This window comes from Moraxella sp. FZLJ2109 (assembly GCF_024296965.1).
In the GTDB taxonomy this organism is placed as follows: Bacteria; Pseudomonadota; Gammaproteobacteria; order Pseudomonadales; family Moraxellaceae; genus Moraxella.
In genome coordinates this window covers 2,203,846-2,216,556 of record NZ_CP101112.1, presented here as the reverse complement: position 1 = coordinate 2,216,556, position 12,711 = coordinate 2,203,846, and the positions used below count along the sequence as shown (strand labels likewise).

At 47.2% G+C, this 12,711-nt stretch carries 9 protein-coding genes; 6 read left to right on the top strand and 3 right to left on the bottom strand.

All coding sequences use genetic code 11. From position 1 onward, the window contains the following. Positions 1 to 133 precede the first annotated feature (133 nt). Together argJ and NKU06_RS10555 are read left to right on the top strand one after the other, a co-directional pair. Complete coding sequence (gene argJ, locus NKU06_RS10560) at positions 134 to 1,345, top strand: bifunctional glutamate N-acetyltransferase/amino-acid acetyltransferase ArgJ (RefSeq protein WP_254730882.1); 1,212 nt, start codon at positions 134 to 136, stop codon at positions 1,343 to 1,345. A gap of 138 nt (positions 1,346 to 1,483) precedes the next feature. Next, the gene (locus tag NKU06_RS10555) at positions 1,484 to 4,774 is read left to right on the top strand and encodes an autotransporter domain-containing protein (RefSeq protein ID WP_254730880.1); all 3,291 of its coding nucleotides are present in this window, start codon (positions 1,484 to 1,486) and stop codon (positions 4,772 to 4,774) included. A gap of 74 nt (positions 4,775 to 4,848) precedes the next feature. Here NKU06_RS10555 and NKU06_RS10550 read toward each other — a convergent pair whose 3' ends face one another. Next, complete coding sequence (locus NKU06_RS10550; protein WP_254730878.1) at positions 4,849 to 5,760, bottom strand: LysR family transcriptional regulator; 912 nt, start codon at positions 5,758 to 5,760, stop codon at positions 4,849 to 4,851. A gap of 163 nt (positions 5,761 to 5,923) precedes the next feature. Between NKU06_RS10550 and NKU06_RS10545 the strand changes: the two genes are divergently transcribed. Then, positions 5,924 to 6,469, top strand: a complete 546-nt coding sequence (locus tag NKU06_RS10545) for a VOC family protein (protein ID WP_253223622.1) — start codon at positions 5,924 to 5,926, stop codon at positions 6,467 to 6,469. A gap of 70 nt (positions 6,470 to 6,539) precedes the next feature. Then, positions 6,540 to 7,538 (top strand): fumarylacetoacetate hydrolase family protein, encoded by a 999-nt coding sequence (locus tag NKU06_RS10540; protein WP_254730876.1) that lies wholly within the window; start codon positions 6,540 to 6,542, stop codon positions 7,536 to 7,538. A gap of 193 nt (positions 7,539 to 7,731) precedes the next feature. On the opposite strand, the gene NKU06_RS10535 is transcribed toward NKU06_RS10540, so the two are convergent. Together NKU06_RS10535 and NKU06_RS10530 are read right to left on the bottom strand one after the other, a co-directional pair. After that, entirely contained in the window at positions 7,732 to 8,964 is a 1,233-nt protein-coding gene (locus tag NKU06_RS10535) for an anaerobic sulfatase maturase (RefSeq protein ID WP_254730874.1), read from the bottom strand. A 35-nt stretch (positions 8,965 to 8,999) separates the two neighbouring features. Further along, positions 9,000 to 10,688 carry an arylsulfatase gene (locus NKU06_RS10530; protein WP_254730872.1) on the bottom strand — a complete coding sequence of 563 codons (1,689 nt, stop codon included), beginning with the start codon at positions 10,686 to 10,688 and terminating at the stop codon, positions 9,000 to 9,002. 310 nt (positions 10,689 to 10,998) lie between these two features. On the opposite strand from NKU06_RS10530, the gene NKU06_RS10525 reads away from it, so the two are divergent. Both NKU06_RS10525 and NKU06_RS10520 read left to right on the top strand, forming a co-directional pair. Then, positions 10,999 to 12,054 carry a TRAP transporter substrate-binding protein gene (locus NKU06_RS10525; RefSeq protein ID WP_254730870.1) on the top strand — a complete coding sequence of 352 codons (1,056 nt, stop codon included), beginning with the start codon at positions 10,999 to 11,001 and terminating at the stop codon, positions 12,052 to 12,054. Between the two features lie 115 nt (positions 12,055 to 12,169). Continuing rightward, positions 12,170 to 12,706 carry a TRAP transporter small permease gene (locus tag NKU06_RS10520; RefSeq protein ID WP_254730868.1) on the top strand — a complete coding sequence of 179 codons (537 nt, stop codon included), beginning with the start codon at positions 12,170 to 12,172 and terminating at the stop codon, positions 12,704 to 12,706. Positions 12,707 to 12,711: the final 5 nt, after the last annotated feature.

Sequence of the window (12,711 nt, the reverse complement as noted above, 5' to 3'; positions counted from 1 at the left end):
ATTGAGCGATGGTTAGGATTATCTCAATTGATTATAAATCAGCCATTTTTTGACGACAATTTTTAGATGACTATCAGCGATAAATAGTGAATATCGCAGTCGGTTTTGTAATTTAGCAACATGGAGTGATGTTATGGCAGTCGGTGATATTAGTATTCCGCAGACGATTTATCCAATTTTTGGTGTCAAAATCGGCACGACCAAGGCGCACGTGCGATATGCCGACCGCCGTGATTTGGTGGTGTTTGAGATTGCAAAAGGGGCGAGCGTGGCAACGGTCACCACCCAAAATCAGTTCTGTGCCGCACCTGTGCAAGTACTTCGTAAGCACATTGCAAATACAGTACCTACACATCTACTCATCAATACTGGCAATGCCAATGCCGCAACAGGTGCTGATGGTATCGAGCGTGCGCTTGCCACTTGTAATGCCTTGGCAAATAAAGCTGGTGTGAGTATCGAGCAAATCTTACCCTACTCAACTGGTGTCATCGGTGAGACCCTACCTAGTGATAAAATCATATTAGGGCTGGATAATGCTTTGGCAGATTTGTCCGAAAATAACTGGCTGGATGCAGCACATGGTATCTGTACGACTGATACTATCCCGAAGATTGCTAGTGAGAAGGTGAGCATTGATGGCGTGGATTATCACATCACAGGCATCTCAAAGGGTGCAGGGATGATTCGCCCAAACATGGCGACGATGCTTGGCTTTGTGGCGACTGATGCCAAGATTGATCAAGCTGTGCTTCAGTCCATGCTCATCAAGCTGACTAATGCCTCATTCAATCGCATCACCATCGATGGCGATACATCGACCAATGACTGCTGTACGCTGATTGCCACAGGCACAGCCGGTGAGATTGGCGAGAACCATCCGCAGTTTGGCGAGTTTTATGCTGCACTTGAGCGTGTGTTTATCCGCTTGGCGACGCTGATTGTGCGTGATGGCGAAGGGGCAACCAAGTTCATCACGGTCAAAGTCACTGGCGGTAAAGACACCAATGAGTGTGCTGATGTCGCTTATGCAGTTGCACATTCACCATTGGTCAAGACGGCGTTTTTTGCCTCTGATCCGAACTGGGGTCGCATCCTAGCAGCGGTCGGCTATGCAGGTATTGAACTTGATCAAAGCCGTGTCAATGTCGCACTCGATGAAGTATCCATCTGTGAGCGTGGTGGATTGGCAGATGGCTACACCGAAGCGCGTGGCAGTGAGGTGATGAAGCGTCCTGAGATCACTGTACACATTGAGCTTGGGCGTGGTGATGCCACAGATACCGTTTATACCTGCGATTTATCTTATGACTATGTGAAGATTAACGCCGATTATCGTTCATAAACAGGCGAAATGGTACAAACAGCTATTGTTAGAATTGACAATAGCTGTTTTTTACTTGCTAAGTGATTCGGTTATTTGATAAGATACAGATAGGTTTTGTTGCAATTCAGCAAGGTTTTATCATCAAAGGATCATATTATGAATCGTGCTTATCGAGTGATTTTTAACCATGCCACAGGCGTATGGCAGTGTGTGAGTGAATTGGCACGCAGTAAAGGCAAAAGTAAGTCGTTTAAGACTATGGCTTTGGTCGGTGCTGTGATGGCAAGCTCATCAGCGATGGCGGTGGATTATACTTCTAGTACCACAATCACTGATAATCCACACATCATCGCAGGTACCGATACGGTTGATGGCCATCGCACAGTTGTTAATTATCAAAATACCATCATTGGCGACACGACGACTGCCAGTCTAACCGTTACTAATCAAAACGCCAAATCTACTGATGGCACGCTTACCATCGTCTCACCTGAAATAAAAGCCGCATCGATCACTCTAGGTCAGTCATCAGGCTCTCGAGGTACTTTGTCCGTCACTGATGTGGCAGCCTTTAGTGCCCATGCAACATCCCCAAAAGCGACGATCGCTGAAAATCTATTAGTCGGTGTTAATGGAGTCGGCCATGTTGCTTTCTCGCAGCGTGGTGAGATTATTGTCGGTAAAGACTTGATCGCAGGTGTTAATGCTGTCAGTAAAGGCAACACCATCACTTTGGGCAAAGAAAATGAATCGACCACTTCATGGGGATCGGATAACCATATTCAGGTCGCAGGACAAACGATTATCGGTGATAGCGGCTCTGCGACTATCAATGCCCAAAAAGGATATTTGATCTCCGATCAAGGCATCATTTTAGGTAATAAACAAGGATCTCAAGGCACCATCACATCTGCTGTCGATATTGGATCTTTTATCACTGGTGTGCGCACCACCCAAGACTTGATCGTAGGTAATGAAGGTCATGGCATCATTGATTTAAAAAGCGGTAGCGTTTCTGCAGGGAACATGATTTTGGGAAAAACCAAAGCAGGTGTAGGCAGTGTTACGCTTGACCAAGAAAATGTTGAAGATCGCTATATCAAAATCTTTGCTGACAATCTAATTGTCGGCGATGAAGGTACTGGCACTTTTACTGCAAAAAACTCAGAAAACAACGGATGGTCAATCTTGACCGATGTCCAAAATGTCATTATCGCAAATAAAGCAGGCTCACAAGGCGTGCTTACGGTTGATAATGCAGCGGTGGATTTTAATGATACGGTTACCGTTGGTAATGAAGGTCAAGGTACGCTAATCATTGACAATAATTCTATTTTTCATGTGGGCAATATCGTTAGAAATCCAAAGGGCAAAGCTACTGTAAAAATCGATAACGCATCATTGATTGATAGCGCTCGCAGTGAGAATAATTTCTTTGCAGGATTTGATAGTACAACCCCAATTGAGCTTGGTGCAGGCGGTGTACTATTCCAAGTTGATGCAGATTACACTGATATCAATGGCAATGCGGCTATAGAACCACATTATGTCAGAATCAATCCAAACGCACGCTTGGTGGGAAATGTTGGCACTGCCAAAGGTGATTTATATGAGACATCCCGCCCAAATGTTGGATTTACAAAAACTGGTATGGGTACTTTAGAGATCGATAGCGCATCTATGGGCTGGCAGGGCGATACAATCGTCTCTGAAGGTGTGCTCAAAGTTAATGGCGACTATACAATGAAAGCAGGTGATCGCTTGGGCGTTACCCTATTTGATTTTGATTATTTTGATCAAAAACAGAATGAATGGGTCGATGCTGATGATGTTATTGATCCCAATGCTGACCCGTATGGCAAATTTGTCTTTAACGGCACTGCTGACATCAGTAATGGCGAGTTTGTTGTTCTTACACAAGAGTTGATAAACAACACCGACAAATCTGCGGTATGGAAAGATGTCATCACTGCAGAAAAACTAGTAGGGCAATTCAAGCAAGTGACTGATAACAGTCCTTTGGTGACTTTTTATGCGGATTATTCCGATCCAAATAAAGTTCATCTCACTTTGGTTAAGCCTGAAGAACCACAAACGCCTGAAGTACCGCCAGTGGTTGAACCAAAACCTGAACCAAAACCTGTTGAGCCGCAGCCTGTTGTACCGACCGATCCTGTTGAGCCTGTGCAGCCTGAGCCGACACCACCAGTTGCGCCACCAGTGGAAGAAACGCCTGCTAAGCCTGATGTTCAGCCAGAGCCACCAAAAACCGAGCCACAGCCACCTGCAGAAGAACCGAAACAGCCAGAGCCGAAGCCAGTTGAACCAACACCACAGCCAGAGCCTGAGCCAGTGCCATCAGTGCGTGATGTGAACTTCGTGACTGCGGTCAATGAAAACAACAATACCGATACGCTGTCATTGGCAAGCTTCCTAGATGGTGTCGTGGCAGATGGTTCAGCACTGTCTGATGCACTGCTTAGTGATACGGTGAATTTTGATTCTGCCAAATTATCACAAGCAGTCAGCGAGCTTGAGCCACTGATGATGGGTGCAGGCAATCGTATTGTTCATGATGCTAATACACAGGCATTGGGAGTGATTTTTGATACAGATATTAACCGTGATCGTGCCTTCTGGGCGAAAGTGATCGGCAAGAGCAGCACGCTTGATGCTGATGACACAGGCGCGCTGGGCTATAACAACGATGAATACGGCGTGGTGACAGGTATCGATACCATGCTCGATCAGACGCGTGTCGGTGTCGCGGTGTCTTATGTACACAGCGATGCAGACAGCCGCGGACGCGCGAATCATCAGCTGACCGCCAAGTCTAAGCAAGCGATCATCTATGCTGATCACTATGCAAATGACGCAACCCGCCTGTATGGTCAAGCTGCCATCGGTCGCAGTGATATCGATGGTGAACGCCATCTGAACACGCTGACCAATTCTGTAGCGAAATCAGATTATCAAGCCAATACCGTCAATGCAGGCATCGGCGCGGAATACCGCATCGGTACCAGCGATCGTAACATCACGCCATTTGTGGCATTCGACTATGCACGCGTGCGCGCTGATGGCTATCGCGAAACAGGCGCAGGGGTGTATGATCTGACTGTGGATAAACAAAGCTTTGAGAGTGTGCGCAGTACCATCGGTGCTAAGTTCAATCAAGCGATCACACCAAAGCTTGTTCTAACTGGTAAGCTTGCCGCGGGCTATGAAAGCGGCGATGCGGCAAGCTTCATTAGCGCAGGCTTTGTTGATCATGATGGGCGCTTCAGCACACGCAGCCGCGAAATCGGTCGCACGATCGGTATCGCAGGGGTGGGCGCAACCTATCAGCTGACACCACGGGCTCAAGTCTCAGCGACTTATCAAGGTCAGTGGCAGTCAGGCTATGACAGCCAATCGGCGAATGTCGGCTTGCGTATCGCATTCTAAGCCATCACACCAAACAAAATGCCCAAGCCATCATCGGTTTGGGCATTTTTGTGGGATATTTGTATTTTGATTAATTAAGTATAATCATTACTCTGTAAATGCTGGCACAAAACCACATAAAACTTATGTGCCGCATCACTGAACGCCCGTCCGCGCAAGCGATACAGATACGATGCGCGCGTGATGCGTGGTGCAGTTAGGACGCGCATTTCTAGTCCGTTTTGGGCGACACGGGCGCGTGAATAGGGCAGGCATAAGGTTACGCCCAAGTTTTGGTTTACCATGCTAAATGCCGTGGTCAAAAAGTTCACTTGATATGCGGAGTTTTTCACCATTTGCGCTTCTTCTTCGGGCAGCTCATCGCTGAGTAGATCACTGAACACGCCTGCCATGGTGATCAACTTTTCGTGTTTTAGGTCTTTCCATTCGACCGAGTCGCGCTTGGTCAAAGGGTGCGCTTGTGGCATCACCGCATAAAACGGCAAATCGAACAGCATCTCAGATGATAGGCTGTCACTGATATTACGCGCAGGTGCGATGCCAAAATCCACTTCACCAGATGCCACCGCACTGATCACCGCATCGACTGAACAGTCTTTGACCGAGACTTTGATATTCGGATAAGCGGTGACAAATTCTGCCATCACCTTGGGCAAAATCGCCGCGGCAAGCTGCTGACTGACAGCGATATTCACCACGCCACTTTCTAATGCTTTTAGGCGTCCGACTTCTGTCGCCATGGTCTCGACATCATATAAAATCTTGGTCGCCATCGGATAAATGTGCTGACCTGCGACCGACAAGGACAGCTTGCGCGTGGTACGATCGAACAGCCGCAGTGACAGCGTCGTCTCAAAATCCTTGATCAAGCCACTCAATGCCGACTGGGTCAAATGCAGGCTTTCTGCTGCCTTGGTGAAACTGCCTGTCTCTGCCACTGCCTTGAAGGCGCGCAGTTGTTTTAGCGTGACATTATTTAAATTCATGATCCTTGCTCTTTTTGTTGTCAATACTTATCACAAATCGCGATAAATAATTAAGAAAATACCGTTTTACCTTTTGCCTGATTTTTGGTGAAATACACCTAAGGTTGAACACACAACCCAAGCACATGGCTTAAGCTGATTTTTTTTATAAAGGAGTATAATTATGTCAATCACCCAAGGCGTTCACCATGTCGCATACCGCTGTAAAGATGCAAAAGAAACCGTCGAGTGGTACCAAAAACATCTAGACATGGGCTTTGTGCTCGCCATCGCCGAAGACAAAGTACCGTCCACTGGCGAGCCTGATCCGTATATGCACATTTTTTTGGACACAGGTGCAGGTAATATTCTAGCATTCTTTGAGTTGCCAACCAAGCCTGAAATGGGTCGCGATGAGAATACGCCACTTTGGACACAGCATTTGGCACTGAAAGTCAAGGACATGGATACGCTACTTGCCACCAAAGAAAAGCTGATCGCAGGCGGCGTGGATGTACTTGGCCCTGTCAATCACACACTGTTCCATTCGATTTATTGCTTCGATCCAAACGGTCATCGCATCGAGCTTGCTTGTGATGTCACCACCGATAAGATGGCAAAAGCGCTCGATAAAGTCAAGTGGGACATGCTCAATGAATGGGCAGTGACCAAAAAAGCCCCACAGCACGCGCGCTGGGTGCATGATGGCACTGAGCCACCTGAAGTGTGATTTTGGCTTGTGATTTTTGATGACTTTTTTGATTTTTTATAAATTTTAATTAACAACAAGGAAAAAACTTATGAAACTAGCAACACTAAAAAAAGGCGGTCTGGATGGTACTTTGGTAGTCGTAAGCCGTGATCTGAGTATCTGCCGTGAAGTCGCTGACATCGCACCGACACTACAAGCAGCACTGGACAACTGGGATGAAGCTGCACCGAAGCTAAAAGCCGTATATCAAGAGCTTAACGACAGCAAGCAGGGCGATGCCTTTGACCAAACCGCTTGCCATTCACCACTGCCACGCGCCTATCAATGGGCGGACGGCTCAGCGTATCTGAACCATGTGGAGCTGGTGCGTAAGGCGCGTAATTCACAAGTGCCTGAGTCTTTTTATGAAGATCCACTAATGTATCAAGGTGGTTCGGACAGCTTCATCGGCCCACGCGATGAGATCTATGCTAAAGAAGAGTGGGGCATCGACATGGAAGCGGAAGTGACTGTGGTGACAGGTAAAGTCGCATTGGGCAGCAGCGCAGAAGAAGCCGCTAAGCAAATCCGCCTAGTGATGCTGGTGAACGATGTGTCACTGCGCAATCTGATCCCCGCTGAGCTTGCTAAGGGCTTTGGCTTCTTCCAAAGTAAGCCTGCATCGGCATTTAGCCCTGTGGCGGTCACACCAGATGAGCTAGAAGACTGGTCAGATGATGCCAAGCTGCACTTGCCACTGGTGGTACATCTGAATAACAATTTATTCGGTCGCCCAAATGCTGGCACGGACATGACCTTTAACTTCGGTCAGCTTGTCGCCCATGCTGCCAAGACGCGTAATCTTGCCGCAGGTACGATCATCGGCTCAGGCACAGTGTCAAACAAGCAAGACAGCCTATGGGGTTCAAGCGTCGAGCACGGCGGTGTCGGCTACTGCTGCCTAGCTGAGCTGCGTATGTATGAAGCCATCGAAGGCAAGCCACAAACTCCATTCATGGCCAATGGCGATGTGGTGCGCGTCGAGATGTTCGACAAAGATGGCAATAATATCTTCGGCACGATCGAAAACACGGTCAAAGCGATTTGATAACCGCTTAATCCAATCAAATAAAATCAGCCATGTTCAGTGGCTGATTTTTTGTTGGGTTTGAATTTAAGGGTTGATAAATTAACAAGTATAGGTGTATCGTGCACATCATCAGATAGCCGATAAAAATTTAATTTAAAAATCAATATCTTATGAATTGATGGTGCATTGAACGCACCCTACACAATCAAACTTACCTTTTAGCATTATTTAGCATCTTGGCATGAATCTGTGGTAGATCTTTAGCCACTTGCGCATAATACGCCTTTAGCCCATGGCACAGATAATTGAGCCGTGTGCCGCCATCATTATCTTTGATGAAGCGATTCTTTGGGCATTCACCCCAGCATAATTTCAAAAATTGGCACTCTTTACAATCACTGGGCAGGTTTAGATGCTTGGCATAACCAAAACTTGCCTGCTGCTGACTAAAAGCAAGCTTACCTTCTTCGATGTCCAAGATATTGCCCAAGCGATATTCAGGATAAGCAAAATGATCGCAGCTATAGACATCGCCATTATGCTCAATGGCAAGTGCCTTACCACAGATCGGTGCGGTGGTGCATTTTTGCGCACCCAAGCCAAACGCCTGCGAGATGGTATTTTCAAATTGATCAACAAACACTTGACCAAAATCACGCTCCAGCCATTCTTGCCAAATCTCCACCAAAAATCTGCCCCAATCATCAGCCGATACCGACCAGTCGGTCACAGCAGCAGGGCGTATGGTGATACGCTTATCCGAGTTTGGGCGAATATAAGCGGTGGCAGACTTGGTAAAATCCAAAGGCTCGACCGCAGGCAGAAACTGAATCATGCGCGGGCGAACTTCATCGCGCAAAAAGCGATACACTTCAAGCGGTGCACAAGCATTATAATGATTGACCACGCACAGCGCATGAAAAGGAATCTGATACTGGTGCAAAAGCCTGATGGCACGCATGACATAGTCAAAAGTCGGCTTGCCATTTTTGGCACGGCGCATCTGATCGTGATATGCTGCTTGCCCATCGATCGAGATGCCAACCAAGAAATCATGTTGCTTCAAAAATTCGCACCATGCATCATCGATGAGTAGTCCATTGGTCTGAATGTCATTGACGATGCGTTGATTGGGCTTGGCAAACTGCTTTTGATAAGCGACGACTTTTTTATAAAATTCAAGCCCCATCAAGGTCGGCTCGCCACCTTGCCAAGTAAACATCACTTCGTCAGCTGTCTGCGCATCAATGTACTGCTTGATGTGCGCCTGTAGCACCGCGTCACTCATGCGTGGCTGCTTGGGCTGGTGTAGTAGATTTTCTTTATGTAAATAAAAGCAATACTCGCAGTCGATATTGCACTGCGAGCCGCTGGGTTTGATCATAGTATGAAACGCAAAAACAGCAGACTGCTGCTTTTGCGCTTGGGTTTGACTGCTTGTCATAGATATCCCCAATGGTGTTATCACTCAAAGATCTATCAATCAGAAAAGGTTGGGTTAGTTGGGCTTAATTCCACCACGCTGACGCGCTGAGAATACGCTTCATACTCTTTGACCAGCTCATTTAGGATTTGTGGATACTCTTTGGCGATGTTCGTCGTCTCACCCGGATCTGCCATCACATCATACAGCTTCCAGCGTCCGATATCGGTATCCATCGCTTCAGGTGGCAGACCATATGGGATAGGGCTGTAATATGTCGCCTTAAAATTCCCTTTGCGCACTTGACGGTTGCCGTTCATCTCTAAGATCTCAGCGGTCATCGGACCTGTTTGGGCAGCTTGTGGCTTGGCAAGTTGATCGATCAGGCTTTTGCCTTGTAGCGGTGTTTTACCCACGGGCGTGGCTTTACTGACACCTGCTAGATCCAGTAAAGTCGGCGCAAGATCTTTTAGTGTATTGAACCGTCCTTCGATCGCGCCTGCTTTAGCATTCGGTGCTTTGATAATCAAAGGCGAACGGATGCCACCATCGGTCGTGAAGCCCTTATAATAAGCAAAGGGCGACATCGATGCCTGCGCCCAGCCCAATCCTGTCGAAACATAGCTGCTTGCCTTACCAAGATTATCAAAGCTGTTATCACGAGATTGGCCGATCCAGCCGCCCCATCTGCCTGATTTTTCGCGAGATGCGCCTGCTGCACCATTATCTGACAAGAACACGATCACTGTGTTGTCATATTGACCTGTGGATTTTAGATAATCCATCACGCGCCCGATATTATGATCCATATTATCGACCATCGCCGCATACAGCTGCATACGCTTGGATTCTACCGCGCGCTCATCATCACTTAGACTATCCCACTCAGGCACGCCGATGAGCGGATGTGGCTTGGCTATGTCATTGACCAGACCTAAGGATTTTAGCTTATCAAATCGCTGATCAGCCAGCGCCTGTGGGCCATCGGTATAGCGACCTTGATATTTGTCAATATACGCCTGCGGTGCTTGTAGCGGTGAGTGCGGCGCGGTATATGCCAAATAAGCAAAGAACGGCTTGCCTTGTTGTTTTGATAAATGATCAATCAGATAATCGGTATAAAAATCAGTAGAAAATGCGCCATCAGGCAACTGCACATCTTCGCCATTATGACTGTACAGATCGCGCCCATCAGGAGAATCGAACTTATCTTGATAGCGGTAGTTGTTCGCTTCACCGTTTAATAAAGCAAAGGCATCGGTAAAGCCCCATGCATTAGGCTGATTTTCGATCTTGCGACCCAGATGCCATTTGCCTGATAAAATGGTGTAATAACCTGCATTCTTAAGCCGCTGCGCCAGCGTCACTGCATTATCCGTCAAGTGACCGACATAGTTCGGTGCTTTGTTCTGTTCAGGTTTATTCAGCTCACGGATATTGCCAAGCCCCACTTCATGCGGATCTGCACCCGTTAGGAACATCGCGCGACTCGGTGATGAAAAAGGCGAGACGAAAAAGTTACTGAAGCTTACACCTTCTTTGGCAAGCTCATCCAAATATGGCGTATCAATCTCACCGCCAAATGGCTGAATGTCTGACCAACCCATATCATCTGCCATGATGACAAGGATATTCGGCTGCTGCGTTGTCGCGCCATCAGCAGCATAAGCAGTGTGGGCAGCCAGCGACATCGCAAGCCCCACCGCCATATACAGCGGACGACGATTATGAAGTACATTTTGCATAATCATTCCTTTGAAGAATTATCATTGAAATTAAAAAATCTTGTACAACCATGCCAGATATCACAAAAATTATGCGTCATTTTGATAAAATTTCGACAATTTTTATGCAGTATTATGACACAAGGGTATTGTAATCCCAAAAATGCAATGAATTTATTGCGATTTTGTATAAATAAATCAGAAAAAACCGCTGTAAATTTTACCAAAAAACAGGTTTAATACCAAACAAGGGCAAAAACCTAAGCCTGAAATTTCGCACGATGTTTATCAAGGAATGCCATTTGGCATCAATTTCACGCAGGAGTATCACATGAAACTAAAAGCAACCGCACTGGTATTGGCAGCACTAGCAATGGCAGGGTGCACGGAAGATGTTGCAACCGCACCGTCAGCGGCATCAGGCGAAAAGGTCGTTCTTAAAGTCTCGCATTTTTGGCCAGCGACTGCCATGGCACAAAAAAAGGTGCTTGAGCCTTGGTGCCAAACAATCGAACAACAGTCACAAGGTCAGATGGTTTGCCAATTTTATCCTGCCATGCAGCTTGGCGGCACACCGCAGCAGCTGTTCGATCAGGTGATGGATGGCGTGGCTGACATCGTCTTTAGCTTACCAGGTAATAATGCAGGTCGCTTCCCAAGCATGGAAGTGATGGAGCTGCCGTTTTTGACGCGCGATGCCGAAAGCAGCAGCCGTGTGGCGTGGCAGATCTATGAAGAATTTGGTCAAAAAGATTTCGCCAATCTAAAACCATTGGCATTCAATGTCCATGATCGCGGTCAATTCCACAACAATATCCGCCCAATCACCAAAATCGAAGATTTAAAAGGTCTAAAACTGCGCGCGCCGACACGCCTTACCAATAAGATGCTAGAAGCTTATGGTGCAACACCAGTGAGCCTACCTTTGCCAAGCTTGACCGATTCACTGTCAAAAGGCGTGGTCGATGGCTATGTGCTGCCTTGGGAAGTCGTGCCAACGCTTAAACTGCACGAGATGACCAAATACCATTCAGAGATCAACGAGCCTGATCCTGTGCTATACAGCACCTTATTCACCATCGCAATGAATAAGCAGCGTTATGACAGCTTGCCTGACAATCTGAAAAAAATCATCGATGATAACTCTGGTGCGGATTTCTCAGCGAGCATCGGTAAGGCATGGGATGATGAGCTTGCGCCAGCACGCGCGCACGCGGTGGATAATGGTAATACGATTAACACCATTGACAGTGCTGAAGTTAAGCGTTTTGAAGAAGCGGCGAAAAAAGTCGAAAGCGACTGGATCAGCGAGATGAATGCCAAGGGCTATGACGGTCAAGCGATGGTCAATCGCGCCAAAGAACTGGTCGCCGCCGCTGCCAAATAATCACCTACAATGGCAGTGAGTTTGGTAAGCGATTAAGTGAATTTAATCAGCTTATGATCAATCACAAGCCAAACTGACTGCCAATCAATCTTACAATAACAAAAAAGGGAATGATATGTCTGAAGCATTTGAGATTGAAGTGCGCAATGATACACCAAAGGATGCGGTGGGTCGGTTCTTGATGGCGTGGTCGAAGCTGTCTGCGATGGGCGGCATCGTCATTTTGGTGGCGATTTGTGTGATTTCGACCGCAAGCGTCATCGGCCGCGCGCTATTTTCTGCACCGATCAAAGGTGATGTGGAGCTGGTGCAACTGGGCTGTGCGTGGGCGATTGCGGCTTTTCTGCCTTATGGACAGATGAAAAAAGCCCATGTGATTGTTGATTTTTTTACCCTAAAAGCACCGATGGCTGTGCGCAAATACTTAGACATCATCGCGGCGATTTTATTGGGCGCGTGTTCACTGGTGCTGATGTGGCGCAGTTATTTTGGGGGCATCACCGCCTACAAAAACGGCACAACGACGATGATTCTGGGTATGCCTGAATGGTGGGCGCACCTAACCATCGCACCAGGGTTTTTCCTACTGGCATTGACATCATTTTATACAGCATGGCAGTTTTTTCGTGATTATGGCAACGCTGTCAAATAAGGATA

Bases quoted from the DNA above. Each gene is read 5' to 3' on its own strand.
- argJ (WP_254730882.1), top strand. From the start codon at position 134: ATGGCAGTCGGTGATATTAGTATTCCGCAGACGATTTATCCAATTTTT.
- NKU06_RS10555 (WP_254730880.1), top strand. From the start codon at position 1,484: ATGAATCGTGCTTATCGAGTGATTTTTAACCATGCCACAGGCGTATGG.
- NKU06_RS10550 (WP_254730878.1), bottom strand. From the start codon at position 5,760: ATGAATTTAAATAATGTCACGCTAAAACAACTGCGCGCCTTCAAGGCA.
- NKU06_RS10545 (WP_253223622.1), top strand. From the start codon at position 5,924: ATGTCAATCACCCAAGGCGTTCACCATGTCGCATACCGCTGTAAAGAT.
- NKU06_RS10540 (WP_254730876.1), top strand. From the start codon at position 6,540: ATGAAACTAGCAACACTAAAAAAAGGCGGTCTGGATGGTACTTTGGTA.
- NKU06_RS10535 (WP_254730874.1), bottom strand. From the start codon at position 8,964: ATGACAAGCAGTCAAACCCAAGCGCAAAAGCAGCAGTCTGCTGTTTTT.
- NKU06_RS10530 (WP_254730872.1), bottom strand. From the start codon at position 10,688: ATGCAAAATGTACTTCATAATCGTCGTCCGCTGTATATGGCGGTGGGG.
- NKU06_RS10525 (WP_254730870.1), top strand. From the start codon at position 10,999: ATGAAACTAAAAGCAACCGCACTGGTATTGGCAGCACTAGCAATGGCA.
- NKU06_RS10520 (WP_254730868.1), top strand. From the start codon at position 12,170: ATGTCTGAAGCATTTGAGATTGAAGTGCGCAATGATACACCAAAGGAT.